Source organism: Streptomyces sp. NPDC043853 (assembly GCF_056436025.1).
In genome coordinates this window covers 159,470-185,346 of sequence record NZ_JBWKDJ010000012.1, presented here as the reverse complement: position 1 = coordinate 185,346, position 25,877 = coordinate 159,470, and the positions used below count along the sequence as shown (strand labels likewise).

20 protein-coding genes and 1 pseudogene are annotated in these 25,877 nt (G+C 71.2%); 9 read left to right on the top strand and 12 right to left on the bottom strand.

Annotated elements, in window-relative coordinates; genetic code table 11:
• The first annotated feature begins 129 nt into the window (after positions 1-129).
• The gene (locus AC067U_RS28065) at positions 130-1,230 is read left to right on the top strand and encodes a branched-chain amino acid aminotransferase (RefSeq protein ID WP_478832562.1); all 1,101 of its coding nucleotides are present in this window, start codon (positions 130-132) and stop codon (positions 1,228-1,230) included.
• A gap of 132 nt (positions 1,231-1,362) precedes the next feature.
• Here AC067U_RS28065 and AC067U_RS28060 read toward each other — a convergent pair whose 3' ends face one another.
• Positions 1,363-1,554 carry a hypothetical protein gene (locus tag AC067U_RS28060; protein WP_478832561.1) on the bottom strand — a complete coding sequence of 64 codons (192 nt, stop codon included), beginning with the start codon at positions 1,552-1,554 and terminating at the stop codon, positions 1,363-1,365.
• A 29-nt stretch (positions 1,555-1,583) separates the two neighbouring features.
• The gene (locus tag AC067U_RS28055; RefSeq protein ID WP_478832560.1) at positions 1,584-3,002 is read right to left on the bottom strand and encodes a cytosine permease; all 1,419 of its coding nucleotides are present in this window, start codon (positions 3,000-3,002) and stop codon (positions 1,584-1,586) included.
• A 165-nt stretch (positions 3,003-3,167) separates the two neighbouring features.
• Here AC067U_RS28055 and ureA point away from each other — a divergent pair, with 165 nt between their 5' ends.
• From ureA to AC067U_RS28025, 6 genes and pseudogenes are all read left to right on the top strand, one after another.
• The gene (gene ureA / locus AC067U_RS28050) at positions 3,168-3,863 is read left to right on the top strand and encodes an urease subunit gamma (RefSeq protein ID WP_478832559.1); all 696 of its coding nucleotides are present in this window, start codon (positions 3,168-3,170) and stop codon (positions 3,861-3,863) included.
• Positions 3,860-5,611 (top strand): urease subunit alpha, encoded by a 1,752-nt coding sequence (locus AC067U_RS28045; RefSeq protein ID WP_478832558.1) that lies wholly within the window; start codon positions 3,860-3,862, stop codon positions 5,609-5,611. The genes ureA and AC067U_RS28045 overlap by 4 nt, the downstream gene beginning before the upstream one ends.
• Positions 5,612-5,628: 17 nt before the next feature.
• Positions 5,629-6,675, top strand: coding sequence for an agmatine deiminase family protein (locus AC067U_RS28040; protein WP_478832557.1), 1,047 nt, complete (start codon positions 5,629-5,631; stop codon positions 6,673-6,675).
• A gap of 47 nt (positions 6,676-6,722) precedes the next feature.
• A complete protein-coding gene (locus tag AC067U_RS28035) occupies positions 6,723-7,328 on the top strand; it encodes a TetR/AcrR family transcriptional regulator (protein ID WP_478832643.1) in 606 nt (201 codons plus the stop codon).
• Between the two features lie 1,119 nt (positions 7,329-8,447).
• Positions 8,448-10,061, top strand: a pseudogene (gene cimA, locus AC067U_RS28030) (citramalate synthase); the annotation flags it as partial.
• Positions 10,062-10,229: 168 nt separating this feature from the next.
• A complete protein-coding gene (locus AC067U_RS28025) occupies positions 10,230-11,585 on the top strand; it encodes a hypothetical protein (protein ID WP_478832556.1) in 1,356 nt (451 codons plus the stop codon).
• Positions 11,586-11,625: 40 nt separating this feature from the next.
• Here the strand turns inward: AC067U_RS28025 and AC067U_RS28020 are convergent, their stop codons facing one another.
• Positions 11,626-12,273 carry a YceI family protein gene (locus tag AC067U_RS28020; protein ID WP_478832555.1) on the bottom strand — a complete coding sequence of 216 codons (648 nt, stop codon included), beginning with the start codon at positions 12,271-12,273 and terminating at the stop codon, positions 11,626-11,628.
• A 240-nt stretch (positions 12,274-12,513) separates the two neighbouring features.
• Between AC067U_RS28020 and AC067U_RS28015 the strand changes: the two genes are divergently transcribed.
• Together AC067U_RS28015 and AC067U_RS28010 are read left to right on the top strand one after the other, a co-directional pair.
• On the top strand, positions 12,514-14,097 hold the full coding sequence (locus tag AC067U_RS28015; RefSeq protein WP_478832554.1) for an acyl-CoA carboxylase subunit beta: 1,584 nt from the start codon (positions 12,514-12,516) through the stop codon (positions 14,095-14,097).
• A 22-nt stretch (positions 14,098-14,119) separates the two neighbouring features.
• Positions 14,120-14,314: an acyl-CoA carboxylase subunit epsilon gene (locus AC067U_RS28010; RefSeq protein ID WP_478832553.1), complete on the top strand. Its 195-nt coding sequence runs from the start codon at positions 14,120-14,122 to the stop codon at positions 14,312-14,314.
• A 251-nt stretch (positions 14,315-14,565) separates the two neighbouring features.
• Here the strand turns inward: AC067U_RS28010 and AC067U_RS28005 are convergent, their stop codons facing one another.
• From AC067U_RS28005 to AC067U_RS27965, 9 genes are all read right to left on the bottom strand, one after another.
• On the bottom strand, positions 14,566-14,841 hold the full coding sequence (locus AC067U_RS28005) for an NACHT N-terminal Helical domain 1-containing protein (protein ID WP_478832552.1): 276 nt from the start codon (positions 14,839-14,841) through the stop codon (positions 14,566-14,568).
• Between the two features lie 166 nt (positions 14,842-15,007).
• The gene (locus AC067U_RS28000) at positions 15,008-15,589 is read right to left on the bottom strand and encodes a GTP-binding protein (RefSeq protein ID WP_037792108.1); all 582 of its coding nucleotides are present in this window, start codon (positions 15,587-15,589) and stop codon (positions 15,008-15,010) included.
• Complete coding sequence (locus tag AC067U_RS27995; protein WP_478832551.1) at positions 15,570-16,136, bottom strand: DUF742 domain-containing protein; 567 nt, start codon at positions 16,134-16,136, stop codon at positions 15,570-15,572. Before AC067U_RS27995 ends, AC067U_RS28000 begins: the two co-directional genes overlap by 20 nt.
• Positions 16,137-16,228: 92 nt before the next feature.
• Positions 16,229-16,642: a roadblock/LC7 domain-containing protein gene (locus AC067U_RS27990; RefSeq protein ID WP_365112203.1), complete on the bottom strand. Its 414-nt coding sequence runs from the start codon at positions 16,640-16,642 to the stop codon at positions 16,229-16,231.
• A 10-nt stretch (positions 16,643-16,652) separates the two neighbouring features.
• A complete protein-coding gene (locus AC067U_RS27985; RefSeq protein ID WP_478832550.1) occupies positions 16,653-19,802 on the bottom strand; it encodes a sensor histidine kinase in 3,150 nt (1,049 codons plus the stop codon).
• Positions 19,803-20,100: 298 nt separating this feature from the next.
• Complete coding sequence (locus tag AC067U_RS27980; RefSeq protein ID WP_478832549.1) at positions 20,101-20,694, bottom strand: GTP-binding protein; 594 nt, start codon at positions 20,692-20,694, stop codon at positions 20,101-20,103.
• Positions 20,675-21,073 carry a DUF742 domain-containing protein gene (locus AC067U_RS27975; RefSeq protein WP_478832548.1) on the bottom strand — a complete coding sequence of 133 codons (399 nt, stop codon included), beginning with the start codon at positions 21,071-21,073 and terminating at the stop codon, positions 20,675-20,677. The genes AC067U_RS27980 and AC067U_RS27975 overlap by 20 nt, the downstream gene beginning before the upstream one ends.
• 157 nt (positions 21,074-21,230) lie before the next feature.
• Complete coding sequence (locus AC067U_RS27970) at positions 21,231-21,644, bottom strand: roadblock/LC7 domain-containing protein (protein ID WP_365112203.1); 414 nt, start codon at positions 21,642-21,644, stop codon at positions 21,231-21,233.
• A 9-nt stretch (positions 21,645-21,653) separates the two neighbouring features.
• On the bottom strand, positions 21,654-25,361 hold the full coding sequence (locus AC067U_RS27965; protein WP_478832547.1) for a sensor histidine kinase: 3,708 nt from the start codon (positions 25,359-25,361) through the stop codon (positions 21,654-21,656).
• Positions 25,362-25,877: the final 516 nt, after the last annotated feature.

Genomic DNA, 25,877 nt, shown 5'->3' with positions numbered 1-25,877 from the left:
ACCCCGTTTCTCCGAAGACCGTCCCCGCGCGATAATCGAACGCGAGGCCGCGGAATACGGGGAAGCTCGGACGTCCTGGTACGCCGTGAGCGCGGTCCGCCATACACAACCGGTGAAGGACAAGCACTCATGACGACGCCCACGATCGAGCTCAAGCCCTCCTCGAACCCGCTGTCCGACGCGGAGCGCGAGGCGGTCCTGGCCAGCCCCGGATTCGGCCGCCACTTCACCGACCACATGGTGACGATCAAGTGGACCGAGGGCCGTGGCTGGCACGACGCGGAGCTGGTCCCCTACGCGCCGCTCTCCATCGACCCGGCGAACATGACCCTGCACTACGCGCAGACGATCTTCGAGGGTCTGAAGGCGTACCAGCAGCCCGACGGCACCGTCGCCACCTTCCGTCCCGAGGCCAACGCCGAGCGCTTCCAGGCCTCCGCCCGCCGCATGGCCATGCCGGAGCTGCCCACCGAGCTGTTCATCGCCGCCTGCGACGCCCTGATCCAGCAGGACCGCGCCTGGGTCCCGGACTCCGGTGAGGCCTCGCTCTACCTCCGGCCGTTCATGTTCGCCACCGAGGTCGGCCTCGGGGTGCGCCCGGCCAACGAGTTCCTCTTCATGGTCATCGCCTCCCCGGCCGGCGCCTACTTCGCCGGCGGCGTCAAGCCGGTCTCGGTCTGGCTGTCCGAGGAGTACGTCCGCGCGGTCAAGGGCGGCACGGGCGCGGCCAAGACCGGCGGGAACTACGCGGCCTCCCTGGTCGCGCAGGCCGAGGCGGCCGGGCACGGCTGCGACCAGGTGGTCTGGCTGGACGCCAAGGAGCACCGCTGGGTCGAGGAGATGGGCGGCATGAACCTGTACTTCGTGTACGGGAACCCCGACGGCACCGCCCGCATCGTCACCCCCGAGCTCACCGGCTCGCTGCTGCCGGGCATCACCCGCGACTCGCTCCTCACCATCGCCCGCGACCTCGGCTACACCGCCGAAGAGGGCAAGATCTCCACCGACGACTGGAAGCGGGACACCGAGAACGGCACCCTCACCGAGGTGTTCGCCTGCGGCACCGCCGCCGTCATCACCCCGGTCGGCTCGGTGAAGTCCCACAACGCCAACTGGACCCAGGGCGACGGCACTCCCGGCGAGGTCACCATGCGGCTGCGCAAGGCGCTGCTCGCCCTGCAGACCGGCCACGCCGAGGACTCGCACGGCTGGATGCACCCGCTGGGCTGATCCCGCGCGGGCACCCGCACGACGCACCGAACGGCGTACCAAGGGGAGGGCCCCGCCGGATCCGAAAGATCCGGCGGGGGCCCTCCCCTTGGGTCGTCCCCGTGTGCTGCGGGTGCGGCCGTTCCGGCGCGGTCAGCCGCCGGAACCGGCCCCGTCCCCGGAACCGTCCTTCGTCTCCCCGTCCTTCGTCTCCTCGTCCTTCGCCTTGGCCGCGGAGCCGCCCTCCGGCGGGCCCCCCAGCGCCATGACGCTGTCCCCGAAGGCGTACGCCAGGCCCGCGACTCCCCGGGCGACCTTGCCCACCACTTCCACGAGCTCTTCCACGGCGCTTCCCCTCGTCCTTCGTGCTCGTCCTAGTCCGCGGCGGCAGCGGCCACGGCCATGGTCCCGACCGGCTCGGCCCGGAACGTCAGCGCCGCGTACACCAGGCCGCCGACCAGCCCCGACAGGACGAAGCTGCAGTCCACCCCGCCGGTCAGCGCCAGCAGCGGCGCCTCGTACAGCGGTGTGGACACGGCGGCCAGGCCCACCGCCGCACCCGCCGCCCAGGAGGCGGTGGCGCGGAGGTTCCACCCGGCGCTGTACCAGTAGACGCCGCCGCGGGCCCGGCGGTTGAACACCTGGAGGGCGTCGGCGTCGTACCCGCCGCGGCAGCGCACGAAGCCGATCAGGGTGATGACCGCCCACGGGGTGCCGATGGCGGTCAGCAGCAGTACGAAGGAGGTCATCGCGGACTGCGCGTTCCACGCGAAGGAGCCCAGGAAGACGAACACGGTGGCGACGGCGGCGGCCACCAGGGTGGCCTTGCCCCGGGTGGCCCGCGGCACGATCGCGTCGAGGTCCAGGCCCATGGAGTAGAGCATCAGCCCGGCGTTGCCCACCGAACCGGCCGCGGCGGCCACCAGGAGCGGGACCAGGTACCAGACCGGCGAGGCGGCCACCAGCGGCCCGGCGTAGTCGAGGCCGGCCCGGGCGGCCAGCGCCGTGTACACACCGAACAGCTGGGGTACGAGCAGCCCCGCCAGCAGCCCCAGTCCGGTGGCCCCCAGCACCTTGCGGGAGCCGTGGCGCACGGGGGAGATGTAGCGGGTGTAGTCGCCGAGCAGGGTGATGAAGGCGACCGGGCCGCTGAGCCCGGCGGCGACGGCGGCGAGCAGCCAGGTCGGCCAGAAGGAGCCCAGCAGGTACGGGGTGTCCGGCGGGGCGGCGGTGGTGAAGTCGCCGGCGTACGCGAACACGCCGACCGCCAGCAGGGCCACCATCAGCACGGACAGCAGCTTGCTCATCCGCAGCAGCAGCCGGTAGCCGAAGACGGCCCCGACGACGGTGCAGGCGGCCAGGACGCCGTACATCAGCGCCTTGGACGGCCCGCTGTCCGGCAGTCCGGTGAGCCGGGACAGTACGCCCACCATCACGTCGCCGCCGATCCACAGCGTGAGCGCCGTGTAGCCGAGCGCGAGCAGCAGGCCCACCACCGAGCCGACGAGGCGGCCGCGTACGCCGAAGTGGGCGCCGCTGGAGGTGGACAGATTGGTTCCGGTGCGCAGGGAGACCAGCGCGAGCGGCGCGGTGAACGCGATCCCGATGACGGTCCCGGCCACGATGGCGGTTACGGAGGGCCACCAACCGAGGCCGAAGGAGGGCGGCAGCCAGCCGAAGACGATCACGCCGAGACAGAGGTTCGAGCCGAGCAGGATCGCCATGAGGTCACGGGGGGAGCTGGTGCGCTCCGCCTCCGGGATGGTGTCGACTCCGCGCTGTTCGATGGGCATGGGGGGACTCCCGAGCAGAGGACTGATGGGACACGCGTGGGGATGGGGATTTGTTTAGAGCGACACTCAATGTGACTCAAGCCCATGTCGCAGGTCAATGGTTCCTTGCAAGCTTTTGAAGAGTTAGAGTGGCGTTCTAAACTCTGGACCTGGGAGGTGGACGTCGTGCGGCTGACCCCAACGGAGCGCGACAGGCTGCTGCTCTTCAGCGCGGCGGAACTGGCGCGCGCCCGGCGTGCGCGCGGACTGAAGCTGAATGTCCCGGAGGCGACCGCGCTGATCGCGGACACGGTCTGTGAGGCCGCCCGCGACGGGAAGCGGCTCGCCGAGGCCATCGAGGCCGCCCGCAGCGTGCTCGGCCCCGGGGACGTCCTGCCGGGCGTCGCCGACGTGGTCACCGAGGTGCACGTGGAGGCGGTCTTCGACGACGGATCCCGCCTCGCCGTGGTGTCCTCGCCGATCAAGGGCGCCGTCCCGCTGGGCGAGGACGCCCCGGGCGCCGTCGTCCCGGGCCCGCAGAGCCCGGCGCCGGAACCGGAGGTCACGCTGACCGTCCGGAACACCGCGGCTGTGCCGGTCAGCGTGACCTCGCACTTCCACTTCTTCGAGGCCAACCCGCGGCTGGACTTCGACCGGGCCGCCGCCTACGGCATGCGCCTGTGCGTACCGGCCGGCTCCTCGGTCCGCTTCGACGCCGGCGGCGAGTTCGAGGTGGGCCTGGTGCCCATCGGCGGCGACCGGATCGCCATCGGCTTCGCCGGCCTGGTGGACGGGCCGCTGGACGCCCCCGGCGCCAGGGAAGAAGCCCTGCGCCGTGCCGCCGCGTGCGGCTACCTGGGAGTGGAGGAAGGAACGCGATGAGCAGGCCCACCAAGCACAGTGACCACTGCGCCCCCGGCAGCCGGCACATCGACCCGCACGAGTACGCCTCCGTCTTCGGCCCCCGGGCCGGCGACCGGGTCCGCCTGGGCGACTCCGGCCTGACCGTGCGGGTGGAGTCCGACGCCCAGAAGCCGGGGGAGGAGTTCCTGGCCGGCTTCGGCAAGACCGCCCGCGACGGACTGCACCTGAAGGCCGCGGCGGTCCGGGACACCTGCGACGTGGTGATCAGCAACGTGCTGGTGATCGACGCGGTGCTGGGCATCCGCAAGGTGTCCATCGGCATCCGTGAGGGCCGGATCCACGCCATCGGCCGGGCCGGCAACCCCGACACCCTCGACGGGGTCGACGTGGTCGTCGGCACCGGAACCTCGATCGTCTCCGGCGAGGGCCTGATCGCCACCGCCGGAGCCGTGGACACCCACGTCCACCTGCTCTCCCCGCGGATCATGGAAGCCTCGCTGGCCGCTGGTGTCACCACCGTCATCGGCCAGGAGTTCGGCCCGGTCTGGGGCGTCGGCGTCAACTCCCCGTGGGCGCTCAAGCACGCCTTCAACGCCTTCGACGCCTGGCCGGTCAACATCGGCTTCCTGGCCCGCGGCTCCTCCTCGGACGCCGCCCCGCTCGTCGAGGCCCTGGCCGAGGGCGGCGCCTCCGGCTTCAAGGTGCACGAGGACATGGGTGCCCACACCCGCGCCCTGGACACCGCGCTGCGGGTGGCCGAGGAGCACGACGTCCAGGTCGCCCTCCACTCGGACGGCCTGAACGAGTGCCTCTCCGTCGAGGACACCCTGCGCGTGCTGGAGGGCCGGACGATCCACGCCTTCCACATCGAGGGCTGCGGCGGCGGGCACGTCCCGAACGTGCTGAAGATGGCGGGCGTGCCGAACGTCATCGGCTCCTCCACCAACCCCACCCTGCCCTTCGGCCGGGACGCGGTCGCCGAGCACTACGGCATGATCGTCTCCGTCCACGACCTCAAGCCGGACCTGCCCGGCGACGCCGCCATGGCCCGCGACCGCATCCGCGCCGGGACGATGGGAGCCGAGGACGTCCTGCACGACCTGGGCGCCATCGGCATCACCTCATCCGACGCCCAGGGCATGGGCCGCGCCGGTGAGACCGTACGCCGCACCTTCGCCATGGCCGCCAAGATGAAGGCCGAGCTCGGGCCCCTTCGTCCCCGTGACGGGGAGGCCGGCGACGGCGAGGCCGACGACAACGCCCGCGTGCTGCGCTACATGGCCAAGCTGACCATCAACCCGGCCATCGCCCACGGCCTGGCCCACGAGATCGGCTCCATCGAGGTCGGCAAGCTCGCCGACATCGTCCTGTGGCGCCCCCAGTTCTTCGGCGCCAAGCCCCAGCTGGTCCTCAAGTCCGGCTTCCCCGCCTACGGCGTCACCGGCGACCCCAACGCCGCCACCGACACCTGCGAACCCCTCGTCCTCGGCCCGCAGTTCGGCTCCTACGGCGCCACCGCCGCGGACATCTCGGTCGCCTTCGTCTCGGCCGCGGCCGCGGCCCTCGGCGGCGACGCCATGCCGACCCGCCGCCGCCGGGTCGCCGTCCGCGGGACGCGCGGCATCGGCCCCAAGGACATGCTCCTCAACTCCCGGGTGGGCGCGGTCGATGTGGACGCGCGCAGCGGACTCGTCTCCCTCGACGGGGAACCGCTGCGCTCCGAAGCCGCCGATTCGGTCGCCCTCAACCGCCTGTACTTCCTGTAAGAGCAAGGACCACCCCCATGAACAAGCCCGTCGACGCCGGCCACCGCATGCCCCCCGAGTGGGCCCCGCACGAGCGCACCTGGATGGCCTGGCCCAGCCCCAACCCGACCTTCACCAACGACGAGGAGCTCGCCGAGGCCCGCCGGGCCTGGGGCGCGGTCGCCCGCGCCGTCAGCGCGTACGAGCCCGTCACCCTGGTCGTCTCGCCCGGTGACGCCGACGGTGCCCGCGCCGTGGTCGGCGCCGGCGACAAGCACCCCATCGACCTGGTGGAGCACGAGCTCGACGACGCCTGGATGCGGGACATCGGCCCCACCTTCGTCACCAACCCCCAGGGCGAGCTCGCCGCCGTCGACTGGACCTTCAACGGCTGGGGCGCCCAGGAGTGGGCCCGCTGGGACAACGACTCCAAGATCGCCCGGCACATCTCCGACCTCGTGGGGACGCGGACGTTCAGCACCCCGCTGGTCAACGAGGGCGGCGCCATCCACGTCGACGGCGAGGGCACCGTCCTGCTGACCGACACCGTGCAGCTCGGCGAGGGACGCAACCCCGGCTGGACCCGCGAGCAGGTCGAGCAGGAGATCCACGCCCACCTCGGCACCACCAAGGCCATCTGGCTGCCGTACGGCCTGGCCGGCGACTACGGCACCTACGGCACCCAGGGCCACGTGGACATCGTCGCCGCCTTCGCCCGCCCCGGCGTGGTGATGGTGCACACCCAGCCCGACCCGGCGCACCCGGACCACGAGCGTTGCAAGCTCATCGCGGCCCTGCTGCGCTCCGCCACCGACGCCCAGGGGCGCCGGCTGGAGGTCGTCGAGATCCCGGCGCCGACCGCGCTGGAGGAGGACGGCGAGTGGGTCGACTACTCGTACATCAACCACTACCTGTGCAACGACGGTGTCGTGCTGTGCGCCTTCGACGACCCGCGGGACGAGGAAGCGGCCGAGATCTTCCGCGGACTGTTCCCGGAGCGGACCGTGACGCTGGTTGACGCACGTACGATTTTCGCCGGGGGTGGCGGTATCCACTGCATCACCCAGCAGCAGCCCAAGGTCTGAGGACTCTCCCGAGTCCCGGGGACCGTACGCGAGAGGAAGTGGCCATGGTGGCGGGTGGGGTACGCGCGCGGAAGAACGCGCCACCGCGCGAGGACGTCCTCGCCGCCGCCATGGCCACCATCGCCGAGCGCGGCCTGGACGGCCTCACCATGGCCGGCCTGGGCCGCCAGGTCGGCATGAGCAGCGGGCACCTCCTCTACTACTTCCGCAGCAAGGACGAGCTCCTGCTGCAGACCCTGGAATGGAGCGAGGCCGCCCTCGGCCTCGAACGCCGCGCCCTGCTCTCCCGGCGCGGCGCGGTCGCCGACCGGCTCGCCGCGTACGTCGACCTGTACGTCCCCGAGTACGCCCGCGACCCGCACTGGACGCTCTGGCTGGAGGTCTGGAACCGCTCCCAGAACGCGGGACCGGAGGAACGGGAACGCCAGGCCGCGATCGAGGGCGCCTGGCACCGCGACCTCGTCGCCCTGATCGCCGAGGGCATCTCCCGCGGCGAGTTCCGCCCGGTCGACGCCGAACGCGTGGCGGCCCGCGCCCGCGCCCTCCTGGACGGCTTCAGCATCCAGCTGGCCGTGGGCCTGCCCACGGTGGACCGGGGGGAGATCCTCTCCCATGTCCGCGAGTTCCTCACCGAAGCCTTGACGCTGCGCTAGCAGCCCGGTCCGCCAAGCCATGGGCACGCGCCCCGCGAAGGTGTGGGCGGCCCCCGCCGAGGTGTGGGCGGGCAGCTCTGCTGAGGTGTGGACAGGCGTTCCGCTGGGCTGTGCCCTCCCGTACCGGTGGGGCGGCTCCGCCGAGGTGTGGGCGGGCAGCTCTGCTGAGGTGTGGGCAGGCGTTCCGCTGGGCTCGGCCCTCCCGTACCGGTGGGGCGGCTCCGCCGAGGTGTGGGCGGGCAGCTCTGCTGAGGTGTGGGCAGGCGTTCCGCTGGGCTGTGCCCTCCCGTACCGGTGGGGCGGCTCCGTCGAGGTGTGGGCGGGCACCTTCGCCGGAGGTGTGGGCAGGCGTTCCGCAGGGCGGAACGGGTGGGCACACCGGAACGCCGCCCAGCGGGCAGCGCTCCCGCCCCACCGAAGCCATGGCGCGCTTCGCCGCAGCGCCGCCCGGCCCGGCCAGGGCGGTGGCTTCGCCGGGCCCGGCACGCCGGGAGCGGAGCTCCGCCCGGACGGGGTCCGGACCGCAGCGGGGCCGGGGTGCGGGGAGGCTGCGCGAGCCCTCGCAGGACCGGGGTGCCGTGTGCCCACCCGTGCCGCCCCAGCGGCACGACTGCCCACACGGCCGGCGGAATCCGGCCGCCTGCCCCCCATGGCCGGGGCCGCACGACTGCCCACGCGGCCTGCCCCACGGCCGGGGCCGGCACGGCTGTCCGCATGGCCGGCGGCATCCGGCCGCATGGCCGGCGGCATCCGGCCGCATGGCCGGCGGCATCCGGCCGCGGGCACCCACGGCCGGGGCCGGCACGGCCGGTGGCGGGACAGCCGGTCCCGCATCGTGAGATCGGCGTCCACCCGCCGGGAAGCCTATGGCAGACTGCGAACGTGCTTGCTCAGCCCATGATTATCGGCAGCAGCGCGCCGGTCCGCAGTGACCGCTGAACCGTGGAAGACCTCCGCGGGCAGCGCCACCGTGCCTCAGACCCGCGCGCAGACCTCTCGCACCAGCGAGAGGTTTTTTGTTTCCCGGCACACGAAATGCCGGGAGCGCCCCGCGCGCGATGATGGGGGCAGTGGATCCCGGTTTCCGGAGCCACTCATCCGACAGGAGTCCAGATCACCATGACGCCAACAGGGACGACAGAGGCGAAAGCCGTCCTGGACGACAGCTTCCACGTCTTCGACACGACCCTGCGCGACGGCGCGCAGCGCGAGGGCATCAACCTCACGGTCGCGGACAAGCTGACGATCGCCCGGCACCTGGACGAGTTCGGCGTCGGATTCATCGAGGGGGGCTGGCCGGGCGCCAACCCCCGTGACACGGAGTTCTTCGCCCGCGCGCAGGCCGAGATCGAGTTCCGGAACGCCCGGCTGGTCGCCTTCGGCGCCACCCGCCGCGCCGGTGGCTCCGCCGCCGAGGACCCGCAGGTCCGCGCCCTCCTGAAGTCCGGCGCCCCGGTGATCACCCTGGTGGCCAAGTCCCACGACCGGCACGTCGAGCTGGCCCTGCGCACCACCCTGGACGAGAACCTGGAGATGGTCCGCGACACCGTCTCCTACCTGCGCGAGCAGGGCCGCCGGGTGTTCGTGGACTGCGAGCACTTCTTCGACGGCTACCGTGCGAACCCGGAGTACGCCAAGTCCGTGGTCCGTACCGCCCACGAGGCCGGCGCGGACGTGGTCGTCCTCTGCGACACCAACGGCGGCATGCTCCCCGCCCAGATCACCGCCGTGGTCTCCACCGTGCTCGCCGACACCGGCGCCCGCCTCGGCATCCACGCCCAGGACGACACCGGCTGCGCCGTGGCCAACACCCTGGCCGCCGTGGACGCCGGCGCCACCCACGTGCAGTGCACCGCCAACGGATACGGCGAGCGGGTCGGCAACGCCAACCTGTTCCCGGTGGTCGCCGCTCTGGAGATCAAGTACGGCCGCACCGTCCTCCCCGAGGGCGCGCTCGCCGAGATGACCCGGATCTCCCATGCCATCGCCGAGGTGGTCAACCTGACCCCCTCCACGCACCAGCCGTACGTCGGTGTCTCCGCCTTCGCGCACAAGGCCGGCCTGCACGCCTCCGCCATCAAGGTCGACCCCGACCTGTACCAGCACATCGACCCCGAGCGGGTCGGCAACACCATGCGCATGCTGGTCTCCGACATGGCCGGCCGCGCCTCCATCGAGCTCAAGGGCAAGGAACTCGGCGTCGACCTGAAGGGCGACCGCGAGCTGATCGGCCGGGTCGTGGAGCGGGTCAAGGAGCGGGAGCTCCAGGGCTACACGTACGAGGCGGCCGACGCCTCCTTCGAACTGCTGCTGCGCGCCGAGGCGGAGGGCCGGGCCCTCCGCTTCTTCAAGGTGGAGTCCTGGCGCGCGATCAGCGAGGACCGCCCCGACGGCACCCACGCCAACGAGGCCACGGTCAAGCTGTGGATCAAGGGCGAGCGGATCATCGCCACGGCCGAGGGCAACGGCCCGGTGCACGCCCTGGACCGGGCGCTGCGCGAGGCGCTGGAGGGGTTCTACCCGCAGCTGGCCAAGTTCGAGCTGGTGGACTACAAGGTGCGCACCCTGGAGGGCACGCACGGCACCGAGTCGACCACCCGGGTGCTGATCACCACCACCGACGGCAACAAGGAGTGGAACACGGTCGGCGTGGCCCCGAACGTGATCGCCGCCTCCTGGCAGGCCCTGGAGGACGCCTTCACCTACGGGCTGCTGCACGCGGGCGCGGAACCGGCGTTCCGGATGATGCTCAAGCCCCCGGCCCACACCTCGCCGGGCGCCCCCGGCCGTCCGGTGCGGCCCCGGGTCTGAGCTGCCGGGTCCGAGCCGCCGCCGGGCCGTAGGCCTGGGCCTTATGTCCGACTTACACAGGAAAACCCCTGTTCGGGTAGCGTCGTAGACATGAGGACCAGGCTGATACCCGCCGTACTCTCCGGCCTGCTGCTGGGCCTGTCGGCGACCGCCCTCGCGGTCGCCCCGCAGGCGTCCGCCGCGACCGGCCCGGCCGCTGTGGCCGAGGCCCTGAAGGAGAGCCCGGTCTACGTCGACCCGCGCGCGCAGTCGCAGCTGTCGAAGGACCAGGCGGATGCCCTCGCCCGGAAGATCAAGGACGCCGACAAGCCGCTGTTCGTCGCCGTGCTGCCGAACTCCACGGAGTTCCCGCCGGAGAGCGTCTTCGAGAGCGTGCGGGCCATGACCGGCGTCACCGGCCTCTACGCGGTCCGGCTCGGCGACGACTTCGGCGCCAAGGCGGACAAGGTCGTCATGCGCCCCAACGCCGTCAAGAACCTCTCCGACGCGGTCAAGGCCGGCGGCCCGGTGGACGCGGCCACCCAGCTGAACAACTTCGTCGACCAGGCCCTGCCGCAGATGCGGGGCGGCGCCCCGGCCTCCTGGGACGCCGGCGGAACCGGCGGCGGAGGCGTGGACGCGAGCACCCTGGTCGGCCTCGGCGTGGTCGTGGCCCTCGGAGGCGGGGGCGCGTACGCCCTGGTCCGCCGGAACCGCACGCGCAAGGAGGCGGCCGAGCGGGAGGCCGTGGAGAGGCTCCGGGTGGTGGTCGACGAGGACATCACCGCCTTCGGCGAGGAACTCGAACGGCTGGACTTCCACCCCGGCGAGCCGGGCGCCGACGACGCCATGCGCCAGGACTACGAGCGGGCGCTGGACTCGTACGACAGGGCCAAGCAGATCATGGGCTCCGTGCAGCACCCGGAGGAGGTCAAGGGGGTCACCCAGGCCCTGGAGGACGGCCGGTTCGCGCTGACCGCGCTCGCCGCCCGCCGGGAGGGGCGGCCGTTGCCCGAACGCCGCGCACCCTGCTTCTTCGACCCGCGGCACGGGCCCAGCACCGAGGACGCCTCCTGGGCGCCGCCACCGTCCGGCGCGCTCCGCACGGTCCCGGTGTGCGCCGCGGACGCGGTCCGGCTGCGCGAGGGCCAGGACCCGATGGTCCGCACGGTGGACACCGACTACGGTCCGCGGCCCTACTACGAGGCCGGACCGGCGTACGGGCCGTGGGCCGGCGGCTACTTCGGCGGCGGGATGCTGCCCGGCCTCCTGGTGGGCACGATGCTCGGCTCGATGATGTCCAGCCCGGCGTACGGCGCCGACTGGGGCGGCGCCGGATACGGCGGCGGGTTCGAGGGCGGCGACTACTCCGGTGCCGACTTCGACGCCTCCGACTTCGGCGGGGGCGGCTTCGGCGGCGGCGGGGACTGGGGCGGTGGCGGCGGCTTCGACGGCGGCGGCTTCTGACCCACGGTCCCCGCGGGCGGGGTGGCGGGGGCCGGCCGGCTCAGGCCGCCTGGCGGATCGCCGAGATGTCGAAGGTCAGCTTCACCTTGTCGCTGACCATCACGCCGCCGGCCTCCAGTGCGGCGTTCCAGGTCAGACCCCACTCGGAGCGCAGGATCTCGGCCTTGCCCTCGAAGCCCACGCGCTCGTTGCCGTAGGGGTCGGTGGCCGCGCCGTTGAACTCCAGGTCGAGGGAGAGCGGGCGGGTGACGTCCTTGATGGTGAGCTCGCCGGTGAGGCGGTAGGTGTCGGCGCCGGTCCGGGCGGCCGCCGTGGACCGGAAGGTCATCAGCGGGAAGGCCTCGGCGTCGAAGAAGTCCCCGCCGCGCAGGTGGGCGTCGCGGTCGGCGATGCCGGTGTCGACGGAAGCGGTCCTGATCTCGACGACGGCGGTGGACCGGGACGGGTCCGACCCGTCCAGGTGGAGGGTCCCCTCGTGGTCGGTGAAGGCGCCGCGGACGTTGGTCACCATCGCGTGGCGCACGGTGAAGCCGATGCTGCTGTGGGCGGGGTCGATCGTGTAGTCGCCGGTGAGGGCGGCCAGGGCCGGGTCGGCGTCGAGGACGGCGACGGCGGAGGTGGCGGAGGTGGCGGCGGCCGGGGTGGTCGCGGTGGCGGTTTCCCGGGTGCGGCGGGTGAAGAGGCCCATGATGTGCTCCTCGGTCGTGGGGGTGTTGTTGAAAGTTCAACGAAAACAACCCTAGAGGCATTCCGTTCAACTTTCAACTTAACGCGCCGGTTTTGTGGCAAGCCCACAAAGGACGAACGCCCCTGCTGGTGATGTCCTTGCGTGCTCACCCGGTTCTGTGTGGGCTTCACAGCGGATCGGGCCCGAGACTGTGCAGTCTCTACGGAGGGTTTCCGGATGCCCGGTTCGTAAGGTCGATACATGACCGTTGTGGACCAGACTCCGGGCGAGCCGACGGACGCTCGCGGCCGCGTGGCCGAGCTGCACGACCTGCGTGAGCAGGCGCGGCGTGGCCCCAGTGACCGCGCGACCGAGGCCCAGCACGCCAAGGGCAAGCTGACCGCCCGCGAGCGCATCGCGCTCCTCCTCGACGAGGGCTCCTTCAAGGAGGTCGAGCAGCTGCGCCGGCACCGGGCGACCGGTTTCGGTCTGGAGGCCCGCAAGCCCTACACCGACGGTGTCATCACCGGCTGGGGCACGGTCGAGGGCCGTACGGTCTTCGTCTACGCCCACGACTTCCGGATCTTCGGCGGTGCGCTGGGCGAGGCCCACGCGGCGAAGATCCACAAGATCATGGACATGGCCATCGCGGCCGGTGCCCCGCTGGTCTCCCTCAACGACGGCGCGGGCGCCCGCATCCAGGAGGGCGTCTCCGCCCTGGCCGGCTACGGCGGCATCTTCCAGCGCAACACCCGTGCCTCGGGTGTCATCCCGCAGATCTCGGTGATGCTGGGCCCGTGCGCGGGCGGCGCCGCGTACTCCCCGGCCCTGACGGACTTCGTGTTCATGGTCCGGGACACCTCGCAGATGTTCATCACCGGCCCGGACGTGGTCCGCGCGGTGACCGGCGAGGAGATCACCCAGAACGGCCTGGGCGGCGCGGACGTGCACGCCGAGACCTCGGGCGTGGCGCACTTCGCCTACGACGACGAGGAGACCTGCATCGCCGAGGTCCGGTACCTCATCTCGATGCTGCCCTCCAACAACCGCGAGAACCCCCCGACGCACCAGACCGACGACCCGGCCGACCGCCGCTCCGACGTCCTGCTGGACCTCGTCCCCGCCGACGGCAACCGCCCGTACGACATGCTCAAGGTCATCGAGGAGCTCGTCGACGACGGCGAGGTGCTGGAGATCCACGAGCGCTGGGCCCGCAACCTGATCTGCGCGCTGGCGCGGATGGACGGCCAGGTCGTCGGCATCGTCGCCAACCAGCCCGGCCACCTCGCCGGCGTCCTGGACATCGAGGCCTCCGAAAAGGGCGCGCGCTTCGTCCAGATGTGCGACGCCTTCAACATCCCGATCCTGACCTTCCTGGACGTCCCCGGCTTCCTGCCCGGCGTCTCCCAGGAGCACGGCGGCATCATCCGCCACGGCGCGAAGCTGCTGTACGCGTACTGCAACGCCACCGTGCCCCGGATCTCCCTGATCCTGCGCAAGGCCTACGGCGGGGCGTACATCGTCATGGACTCCCAGTCCATCGGCGCCGACCTCACCTACGCCTGGCCCACCAACGAGATCGCGGTGATGGGCGCGGAGGGCGCCGCCAACGTCATCTTCCGCAAGCAGATCGCCGATGCCGAGGACCCCGAAGCCATGCGCGCCCGCATGGTCAAGGAGTACAAGGCCGAGCTGATGCACCCGTACTACGCGGCCGAACGCGGCCTCGTCGACGACGTCATCGACCCCGCCGAGACCCGCGAGACGCTGATCAGCGCCCTCGCGATGCTCCGCAACAAGCACGCCGACCTGCCGTCCCGCAAGCACGGCAACCCGCCGCAGTAACGCGAAGGAGACGAAGCCAACGATGAGCACCGACACCATGCTGCGCGTCGAGAAGGGCCACGCCGAGCCGGAGGAGCTGGCCGCGATCACCGCGATCCTGCTGGCCCGCGCCGCCGCCACCCCGACCGCCGTCCCGGCCCCCCGCCGCTCCACCGCCGGCTGGCGCCGCCTGGAGCGCACCCCGGGCTTCCGCGCCCCGCACAGCTGGCAGGGCTGACGTCTTCCGACGCCACCCGCTGTCCCGTACGGCCGCTCAGCCGACCTCGACCTTGATGCCCTCGGGCACGGAGTCCAGGTCCGGCGGGCGGCCGTCGGCCGTTCGGCACCTGTTGAGCGTCAACAGACGCAGGCTTGGGACGCCGCCAGGCCGTTCAGGTCCTCCGGTACCGAGCAGTCGTCGAGAATGAGCTCCGGGGCCCCTCCCGGGCAGTCCGTCGGAGAGGTCGTACCGGCCGAGGGCGAGCTGGGTCAGGTCCGGCATCTTGGCGAGGTGATCGCGTTGTCGGAGAGGTCGGCAGCGAGGAACCGGTCTGTCACGGCGTCCAGGGCCGACCGGCGCCCGGCCGCCGTGAGCCCGCGGAACTCGTGCGCCAGCAACGGCTCCAGGCGGGCCGCCACCGCGTCCGCGATCTGCTCGAACTGCCTCTCCAGGCTCCGATGGGGCCGTAACCCCGGTATCCGGACCCGGATCAGCTCCGGGAGCTCCAGGCGGCCCTCCTGGGCCCGTCGCGCGGTGCCAGCCACGGACCGGCCGCCCAAGTCGCCAGGACCCGCTCCAGGTTGATCGCCGCCGCCTCGGCGCCCACACTCGCCACCCCCGCCCTCGGCACCCCGTCGTCAGCAACACAGAACGCCGGGACCCGCGGACGGGTTCCCGGCGTTCAGGCAGACCGGTGAGATCGCGCCAGAGCTACCGCAGGCGCGCCATCAGCGCGTGCTCCACGAGCGTGATCAGTGCCGACTTGGCGTCCGCGCGGTGGCGGGCGTCGGTGGTGATGATGGGCGCGTCGGGGCCGATCTGCAGGGCCTCGCGGACTTCTTCGGGGGTGTAGGGCTGGTGTCCGTCGAAGCCGTTGAGGGCGATGACGAAGGGGAGGCCCGAGTTCTCGAAGTAGTCGACCGCGGGGAAGCAGTCGGCGAGGCGGCGGGTGTCGACGAGGACCACGGCGCCGATGGCGCCGCGGACGAGGTCGTCCCACATGAACCAGAAGCGGTCCTGTCCGGGGGTGCCGAACAGGTAGAGGATGAGGTCCTGGTCCAGGGTGATGCGGCCGAAGTCCATGGCGACCGTGGTGGTCGTCTTGTCACCGGTGTGGGTGAGGTCGTCGATGCCCGCGGAGGCGGACGTCATGACGGCTTCGGTGCGCAGGGGGTTGATCTCGGAGACCGCGCCGACGAACGTGGTCTTGCCCACGCCGAAGCCGCCCGCCACCACGATCTTCGCGGAGGTGGTGGAGCGAGCCGCTCCGCCGTTAGAGCTTGCGAAGTCCACTGAGCACCCTTTCGAGCAGTGTCACGTCTGGCTGGCCGCCCGCGGACTCGTCGCCGCCGGGCTGGTGAATGGCGACGAGCCCCGCCTCGGCCAGGTCGGCGACGAGGATTCGGGCGACGCCGAGGGGAATGGAGAGGAGGGCCGAGATCTCGGCCACCGATTTGATCTCTTGGCAGAGCCGGCAGATGCGCTGGTGCTCGGGCAACTGCCCTTGCAGCCGCGCGGGATCGGCCGTGGTGCTGACCAGCGCCTCGATGGCGAGCTGGTAGCGCGGCCGGGTCCGGCCGCCGGTCATCGCGTACGGACGCACCAGCGGGTTGTGCGCCTTCGGCGCCTGCTGCCGGTCCGGCCTGCCGGGCCGCTGCGGCGGCGCGTACGGCTGCTGCGGCTGCTGCCCGTACTGCTGCTGCCCGTACTGCTGCTGGTACGGGGACTGCTCCGGCACAGGGCGGCTGGGAGCGGAGGGGAAGTTGAATCGGTTCTGGTCGTGCCCACCCTGCGGCTGTGCCGCCCCGCCATATGGATGTCCTCCTGCGGGTGTTGTCACGTTTCCTCCTCCGACTCCAAAACGCAGTACTCCCGTTGGACCGCGCCACCGCACCTTACGGGGCGGTGGCGCGAAAACGAACTGTCCGTCTGCTAACTGAGAAGACTTCCCTGGAGCTCCGCGCGCAGGTCCGGGGTCAGGACGTTGCCGGCGCGGTCCACCAGAAGGGCCATCTCGTAGCCCACGAGGCCGATGTCGCACTCCGGGTGGGCGAGTACGGCCAGCGAGGATCCGTCGGAGATGGACATGAGGAAAAGGAATCCCCGGTCCATCTCGACCACGGTCTGGTTGACGGAACCGCCCTCGAAGATGCGGGAGGCTCCGGCGGTCAGTGAGGTCAGTCCGGAAGCAACGGCCGCCAGCTGGTCGGCCCGGTCGCGCGGAAACCCTTCGGACATCGCCAGCAGAAGGCCGTCGGCGGAGACCACCACCGTGTGGGACACCCCGGGGGTGTTGTCCACGAAGTTGGTGATCAACCAGTTCAGGTTCTGCGCCGCCTGGCTCATCGCGCTCACACTAACGCTCCTGGTCATAGCTGTTACTTGACTGCTCCGAACCCGCACTGCGTCCCTGCTGGACACCACGTCGCAGGTTACTCAGCCTGCCACGGACGTCTTCCGGGGCGCGGGAGACCTGGGGGCCTCCCTGCGGGGTCGTCTCCGCCGCGCCCTCGACCAGGTTGGCCTTGGGCACACGCCGAGGGAGACCGGACGAGGTGACCCCGCCCGCCTTCGGCTCACGGAGTTTGCCGGCCTGCTGCCAGCGCTCGTCATTGGCCGAGCGCCAGCCGGCACCGTCCTGACCCTGCTCCGTCGCAGCGGGGGACCGCTGCTCGAAGAGGGACTTGGTGGGCTCCGCTTCCTGCTGCGCCGGCTGCCACTGCTGCTGGCTGCCGCGACGCGGCAGGCCCGCACCGGTCATCTCGTGGCCGGTTTCGGCAGCGGTTTCCGGACGGTCGAAGCCTACGCGTTCCTGAGCCGGTTCGGGAGCCGACTGGGGTTCCGATTCGTTCCCGAAGCCCTGCCGGTAGTCCGCCCGGTACGTGTTCTGCTCCGGCCAACCCACCTGCTGGGACTGGTCCTGGTACCCGGTGTCGTAGCCCTGGTCGGCCTGTCCACCGTCCTGGTACCCGGCTTCCGGATAGGCATAACCGTCCTGCTGCGGGTAACCCTGGTCGTACGCGTTCTCGTACCCGGCCTCGTAGCCCTGCTCCGGCTGCTGCTCGTACTCCTGGTACGGCTGGTAGCCGTGCTCCGGCTGGGGTTCCGGATACTCCTGCGGGTACTGCTGCTGGGAGACGTTCGCCTCCAGCTGCTGGCGGCGCTCCTGGGCGCCCAGCGAGCGGCCCACGGGGTCCATGGCGGCCGTGTCGGCGGCGCCGGCCGCGTCGGAGTAGCGGGAGTCGTCGAAGCCGAGCTCCGCGGCCGTACGCAGCGGGGCACTCTCGAACGCCTGCTGCTGGTGCTGCTGCGGGATCATCTGGGAGACGGTGAAGTCGTCGTCCGGGATGCCCTCGCCACCACCACCGTGGGTGATCGCGTCCGGGAGCATGACCAGCGAGGTGGTACCCGCCTGCTCGCCCGAGGGGCGGAGCTGCACGCGGATGCCGTGCCGGTCGGCCAGCCGGCCGACCACGAACAGGCCCATGCGCTGCGAGATCGCCGCGTCCACGGTCGGCGGGTTGGCCAGCTTGTGGTTGATGTCCGCGAAGTCCTCGGCGGTCAGGCCGATGCCCTTGTCGTGGATCTCGACCATCACGCGGCCGTCCGGCAGACGGGTGGCGTTGACGCGGACCTTGGTCTGCGGGGAGGAGAACGTGGTGGCGTTCTCCAGGAGCTCGGCGAGCAGGTGCACGAGGTCGGTCACGGCCTGGCCGTGGATCTCGGCCTCGGAGACGCCGGAGAGCTCGATGCGCTCGTACTGCTCCACCTCGGAGGAGGCGGCGCGGAGCACGTCGACCAGCGGCACCGGCTGGTCCCAGCGGCGGCCCGGCTCCTCACCCGCGAGGATGAGGAGGTTCTCGCCGTTCCGGCGCATGCGGGTGGCGAGGTGGTCCAGCCGGAACAGGTTCTCCAGCTGGTCGGGGTCGGCCTCGTTGTTCTCCAGGTCGGTGATCAGGGTCAGCTGGCCCTCGATCAGAGACTGGTTGCGGCGCGAGAGGTTGGTGAAGATCGCGTTGACGTTGCCCCGGAGGAGGGCCTGCTCGGCGGCGAGCCGGACGGCCTCGCGGTGGACCTGGTCGAAGGCGCGGGCGACCTCGCCGATCTCGTCCTGGGAGTTGATCGGGATGGGCGCGACCCGGGTGTCGACCTTGCCGGGGTCGGTACGGGAGAGCTGATCGACCAGGAGCGGCAGGCGCTGCTCGGCGATGTCGAAGGCGGCACCGCGCAGGCGGCGCATCGAGCGGCCCATCTGGCGGGCCACCATGCCGGCCAGGATGAAGGCGACGAGCAGGGCCACGACCACGATGGCGCCGTTGGTGATGGCGTCGGTACGGGCGTCGTCGGAGATGGCGGCGGCGTCGTTGACCGCCTTGTCGAGAAGCTCCTTCTCGATCTCCGTGTAGCCGTCGAACTTGGCGGTGGCGGCGGCCTGCCAGACCGGCGCGACGATGCCGTCGGAGGTCAGCTTCTCCTTCGGCGCGCCGCCGGCTATCTCCTCGGTCATGCCGGCGAGGATCGAGCCGCCGGTGTTCGGCGGCCTCTTGAAGGGCTTGCCGGCGGCCTTGGCCTCCTGCTCGGCCCGGTCGAGCCGCTCGGCGCCCTGGGCGCTCTTCTTGCCCATGACCTCCTTGAGCCGATCGGTGTCGGCCTGGGTGCCCGCCGCGACGTACTCGCCGATGGCGATTTCCTCGAGGTAGGCGTAGGAGGAGAAGGCGACGAGCTGCGCCTTGTGGATCGGCTCCTTGCTGTTCGGCCGCACCAGCAGGTGGGTGCCGACCGAGCGCTGCAGGGAGTTGGCGGCCTTGGCGAGCTGGATCGCGTACACCATGCGGCCGTAGCTGGTCACATTTCCGGTGCCGAGGCCGAGCTCGTTGGCGAACTGCATGAGGTAGTGCTGGACCTGGACATACCCCTCCTCGGTCGGAATGGGACCGAGGATGTTGTTGGGGAGGTCCTTCTTTTCGGTCTCCAACTCCTTGGCGTACGCCGTCTCGCGGATCCGCTGGAGCTTGGGCTCCTCCTGCTGGAAGAGCTGCAGGCGGCGCTCCAGGCCCTGCTTCTCGGGCATGTCCTTGACGGAGTCGGCGAACCTGGCCTTGGCGGCGTCGGTGTTCGCGTACGCCTTGGAGATCGCCTCGTTGTCGCGGTCGCCGATGAGCAGCGGAGCGGCGGTGAGGTCACGCTCGTCGAGCAGCGCCTGGCCGTATTCCGCCGCCGCCTGGACGATGCGGGCCGTCTTCTCGGCGTCCTTGGCGTCGGACCAGGTGTCGATGGAGCCCTTCACCTGGAAGCCGCCCATGACCAGGCCGACGAGGGCCGGCAGGACCAGGATGGCGTTCAGACGGGTCGGCACGCGCCAGTTGCGGGGCGAGAACCTGCTGGTGCTGCCGCTGCCCGTGGGTTCGTCCACGGGCACGTCGACAGGAGACGCGGCCGCGCGCTGCGGCGGGGTGAAGTTGCCTCGCGCGGCGTCTTCCGCGGGGCTCGAGTTGCTTCGCCTCACTCGACCAACAACCTCTCGGCGGTGCTACTAGCTAGTTCGTTGAATTCCAGCATGGGCAACGGTCGTGTTCCAAACAGTTGAATCCGGCCATTCCCAGAGACTTATGCCTCACGTAAAACGGACATAAAGAGCGAGCGGCACCAAAAAAGAAGCACGTCGTGCGCGCAGCGGCACCGGGCGAACGCGCCGTGTGTCCAACTGCCGTCAATTCTCTGTCGAAACGTTATGAACGACACGGGGCGGGTGGTGTCGTACGACACAGCCCGCCCCGGAAGTCGTGGAGATTGCGTGAACCCGTCTACTTCAAACGCGCCATGAGTGCATGTTCCACGAGGGTGATGAGTGCGGACTTGGCGTCTGCGCGGTGACGGGCGTCGGTGGTGATGATGGGGGCGTCGGGGCCGATCTGGAGGGCCTCGCGGACTTCCTCCGGCGTGTAGGGCTGGTGCCCCTCGAAGCCGTTGAGCGCCACGACGAACGGCAGGCCGCTGTTCTCGAAGTAGTCGACGGCCGGGAAGCAGTCCGCCAGGCGGCGGGTGTCGACCAGCACGATGGCGCCGATGGCGCCGCGGACGAGGTCGTCCCACATGAACCAGAAGCGGTCCTGTCCGGGGGTGCCGAACAGGTAGAGGATGAGGTCCTGGTCCAGGGTGATGCGGCCGAAGTCCATGGCGACCGTGGTGGTCGTCTTGTCACCGGTGTGGGTGAGGTCGTCGATGCCCGCGGAGGCGGACGTCATGACGGCTTCGGTGCGCAGGGGGTTGATCTCGGAGACCGCGCCGACGAACGTGGTCTTGCCCACGCCGAAGCCGCCCGCCACCACGATCTTCGCGGAGGTGGTGGAGCGGACCGCCCCGCCGGGAGAACCTCCGTTAGAGCTTGCGAAGTCCACTGAGCACCCTCTCCAGCAGTGTCACGTCCGGCGTGCCGCCGGCCTCTCCATTGCCCGGCTGGTGGATGGCCACCATGCCTGCCTCGGCCAGGTCGGCGACGAGGATCCGGGCCACACCCAGCGGCATCGACAGCAGTGCCGACACCTCCGCGACCGACTTGACCTCACGGCACAGCGTGCAGATGCGCTGGTGCTCGGGGAGCAGGCCGGACAGGTGCATCGGATCGGCCGTGGTGCTGACCAGGGCCTCTATGGCGAGCTGGTAGCGCGGCCTGGTCCGGCCGCCGGTCATCGCATAGGGGCGTACCAGCGGCTGGTCGCCCTCCGAGGCGTACGACGAGTCGCCGTACGAATCGGAATAGGCGGGGGGCGGGGTCATGAATCCTCCGGGCTGCGACAGCAGGTGGTCAGCGTGCCGTCTGACGGTGGCCGGTGGGGGGACGGGATGACGGCCGGACGGTGGTACTGGGTGCCGGGGCCAGGGAAGGGACCCCGGTCTCCCGGCCGGCAGTACCGTCCGGCCGGGAGATGGGTGTTCAGCTGAGAAGGCTTCCCTGGAGCTCCGCGCGCAGGTCCGGGGTCAGGACGTTGCCGGCGCGGTCCACCAGAAGGGCCATCTCGTAGCCCACGAGGCCGATGTCGCACTCCGGGTGGGCGAGTACGGCCAGCGAGGATCCGTCGGAGATGGACATGAGGAAGAGGAATCCGCGGTCCATCTCGACCACGGTCTGGTTGACGGAACCGCCCTCGAAGATGCGGGAGGCTCCGGCGGTCAGTGAGGTCAGTCCGGAAGCGACGGCCGCCAGCTGGTCGGCCCGGTCGCGCGGAAACCCTTCGGACATGGCCAGCAGGAGACCGTCGGCGGAGACCACCACGGTGTGGGACACCCCGGGGGTGTTGTCCACGAAGTTGGTGATCAACCAGTTCAGGTTCTGTGCCGCCTGGCTCATCGAACTCAACTATCGCTCCTGCTGGTAAGTGGGGTCGATGTGGTAACTGCCGGTCTCCGGGCCACTGGTGCCGGCCTGGCGACCCTGCTGGATACCGCGTCGGAGGTTGGTCAGGCGACCGCGCACGTCGTCGGGCGCACGCGAGACCTGCGGGCCGGCCTGGGTGTCGCTGGCCTGCTGGGCGGTGCCCGCGACCAGGTTCGCACGCGGTACCCGGCGGGGCAGACCCGAAGTGGTCACTCCGCCGGCCGCGGGCTGGCGCACCCGTTCGGCCTGTCGCATCAGCTCGTCGTTCGGGGACGACTTCCAGCTCACCTGCGGGGTGGGGCCCGTGGTGGCGGCCGGGGTCGGCTCCGGAGCGTGCTCCTGGCCGCGCTGCGGCATCGGCTGCTGCCGCAGCGGGGCATGAGCGGACTGCTGCGAACCCTGGGGCTGCTGGGGAACGCCCGGTCCCTGCGCGGGAGCCTGCGGCATGCCGCCGGCGCCCTCCTGCGGGTACCAGTTGGACTCCAGCGTCTCGAAGATCGGGCTGCGGACCTCCGCAGGGCCGCCCGCGGCCGGGGGCAGCGCCTCCGGCTGGGATGCCTGCGGCAGCCGGGGCGCATCGGGACGCGCCGCCGGGACCGGCGCCTGCGGGGCCTGGTACTGCGGCTGGCCCTGCTGGACGTGGCCGCCGTACGCACCCACGCCGGGGCCACCCGGCCGCGCGAACTGCCCGGTGGCGGACGGGTCCACCGGACCGCGCACGTCGGGACGCTCGAACTGGCCCGTGGACTCGGACCGGGGCGCGCCCCAGTTGCCGGTGTCCTGGGGGAGCGGCGCGTTGAAGTCCGGGCGGGGGAACTCCGCCGTGGAGCCGGGGCCGGACAGCTCGTCGTGGCCGCGCGGCACGTCCTGACCGCCGTGGCGGTTCTGGTCGGTACCCCAGCTGGCCTGGTTGCCCGGCAGTTCGGCGCGCGGGGCACCGCCACGGGCGGGCAGCTGCGGGCGCGGACCGCGGGTCGGGACCTGCGGGGCGGCCGGAGCCGGGGCCTGCGGGGCAGCCGGGCCGCCGGCCGGCGGCTGCGGCCGCTCGAAGGCGTTGCCCTGCGGGAAGCCGGCCGGGCCGGAGGCCTGCGGGGCCGCGGCCGGACGGGCCTGCGGGCCGCCGCCGGCCGGACCACGGCCGGGCAGCGGCGCGTTGCCGCCGCCGAAGGCGTTCTGGCCCTGCGCGGGACCCTGGCCGAGCCCGCCCTGCGGGTTGTGGCCGAGCCCGCCCTGCGGGTTCTGTCCGGCCGGGCCGCGGCCCGCGGCCGGACCGCCCGCGCCGAAGGCGTTCGGGGCACCGGGTCCGCCCTGCGGCTGGCCGGCACCGTCGCGGCCGGTCAGCGCGGCACGCTGCGGACCGGCGGACATCTGGCCGCGCTGCGGGGCACCGCCCAGCGGCTGACGGCCGGCCGCACCGGCCGCCGGGGCACCGCCCTGGCCACCGGGCGCACCGGGACCGCCCTGGCCGCCGGGCTTGCGCCCGCCCTGGGCGACGTCCACGGGCAGCATGACGAGGGCCGTCGTACCGCCGGAGTCCGAGGGGCGCAGCTGGATGCGGATGCCGTGTCGCAGGGACAGGCGGCCGACCACGAACAGACCCATGCGGCGGGACACCGAGACGTCCACGGTGGGCGGCGCGGCGAGCCGCTCGTTGATCGCGGCCAGGTCCTCGGGGGACAGGCCGATACCGGTGTCGTGGATCTCGACCAGCACGCGGCCGTCGGGCAGCGCGTGACCGGTGACCTTGACCTTGGTCTGCGGTGAGGAGAACGAGGTGGCGTTCTCCAGCAGCTCGGCGAGGAGGTGCACGAGGTCGTTGACGACCCGGCCGGCCACGTCGGTGGACGGCACCGAGGCCAGTTCGATGCGCTCGTACTGCTCCACCTCGGACGCGGCGGCGCGGAGGACGTCGACCAGCGGGACCGGGCGGGTCCACCGGCGGCCCGGCTCCTCGCCCGCGAGGACGAGGAGGTTTTCGCCGTTACGGCGCATGCGGGTCGCGAGGTGGTCGAGCTTGAAGAGCGAGGACAGCTGGTCCGGGTCGGCCTCGCGGGACTCCAGCTCCGAGATGAGCGAGAGCTGGCGCTGGATGAGACCCTGCGAACGGCGCGAGAGGTTGGTGAACATCGCGTTGACGTTGCCCCGGAGGAGGGCCTGCTCGGCGGCGAGGCGGACCGCTTCGCGGTGCACGTCGTCGAAGGCCGCGGCCACCTGGCCGATCTCGTCCCGGGAGTGCACACCGACCGACTCCACGGTGGTGTCCACGTCCTGCGGATCGGCCTCGGAGAGCTGCTTGACGAGCTCGGGCAGGCGTTCCTGGGCGACCTTGGTCGCGGTGTCCTGCAGCCGCCGCAGCGAGCGGATCATGGAGCGGGACACGACGAAGGCGCCGACCAGCGAGACACCGAGGACGAGGAGGATCAGCGCACCGTTGATGATGGCGTCGCGCTGCGACTCGTTCTTGAGCTCGCGGGCCTTCTGCTCCATGTCGCCGAGGAGCTGGAGCTCGATCCGCTTCATCGCCACGATCTTGTTGTCGTAGGCGTCGTACCAGTCCAGCCAGGAGCGGGGGTTCTCCTTGGCGAACTGGCCCGGGTTCTTCAGCACGCGGCCGGCGTAGCTGTCCGCGGAGGAGATCTCGGCGTTGCCGGAGCCCAGCGGCGCCAGCAGTTCCTCGGACTTGCCCTGGTAGACCAGCTCGAAGGTGACCTTGGCCTGGTCGTAGTTCCGGTAGGCCGAGTAGGCGTAGAGCCGGTCGTTCTCCTCCATGGTCTTCTGCTCGCTGGAGTTGGCCGGGAGGGCGGCCGCGATCATCGCGCGCTGGATGGAGGCGTACTCCTTGGCGGAGGAGAACGCGGCCAGCGCGCGGGTGCGCTTGATCATCTCCGGGCTGGAGGTGGCCTGCGCCATGTCCTGGGAGAGCGACAGCAGCGAGACGATCAGGGAGTTGTACTGCGAGACGGTCTGCTGCGACCCGCTCTTGTAGGCGTTGCTGCGGATCTCGTCCAGTCCGTAGATCTGCCGGCTGATCTGCGTGACGTTGCTGCGGATCGACTTGAGGGTCTCGTCCTTGTCGTCCCGGTCGTCGATGTTCTGCGTGGCCGCGGTGAAGGCCACCGCGGCCGCGTCGGTGGAGTCCCGCACGGTGTCGACGCCGGAGTCGACCTTCTTGTTGCTCAGCGGACCGGCCGACCGGTCGCGCTCCTCCTGGAGCGCCGAGGCCAGGTTGGTGGCCTGCCGGGTCAGGGTGGTCAGCAGCTGCATGTGCTCCAGCTGCTCGATCTCGTTGAGCGAGTCGTTGATTCGTACGGCACCCAGGGTGGTGGCCGCGACGACGGGGAGGGTCAGCAGCGACAACAGTCGCGTACTGATGCGCCAGTTCTGGAGGGCGAGACGGGAACCGGAGCCACTGGGGGCCTTCGGTATCGCCTGGCCCGACTCGACGGGCTCGGTCGTGGCACCGGCCGGAGCGGCCTTGCGGCCCTTGCCCCTGTCCTTGCCGCCGCCCTTGCCCTTGGCCTTCGTCTTGCCCTTGCCGGCCGCCTGCGCGGCTCCGGCCGGGTTTCCGGCAGCGCCTTCGGCGCCCGGCCCGCGGTTCTGCGCGTGCTGGGGCGAGGAGCCACGGTCGGTCCCGCCGCGCGGCTCCTGCTCCGCCGCAGCGCTGCCATCCCTCTTGAAACGTCCCTGCACTAGCGTCGCAACCTCTGGACCAGGCGTCCCACCGGGCGAGCGGAGGGACGGTGTCGAGTCGTGGGGCCCTTCGGGGCCCCGTGGTGGTCGTCGTGACCGCGCGTCTTTCAGTGATTTCTCTTGATTCCCGCGTGGTCCCGCGAATTCCAGCACAGTGGCGGATCTCCAACAAGGTGCGAGACCCCCTCCGGAGAGTCGCTCACGAAACGTGACGCCGCCGCTACGACGCGTGGAGGGCGATTGTGAATGAATCGGACTTCAGTGGCGGAAATGCAAAGGGGTGCCGGGTGTCCCAGTCGAGATGATCAGCAGCGGAATGGAACATTCAGTGGCGCAATGTCCGTTTCCCGGGGGTCATGTGACCCATCGGTATGTCCGTAATGCCCGGTCGCTCGTGAGCAAACTCACATACCCGTGGCCATTACTTACCGGTTCTCCCGGGGATTCAGATGTTTAGCCTTTCCCATTACAGGGATGGCACATCCGACAATCGGCGCCCGACGCGGCGCCCGCTCA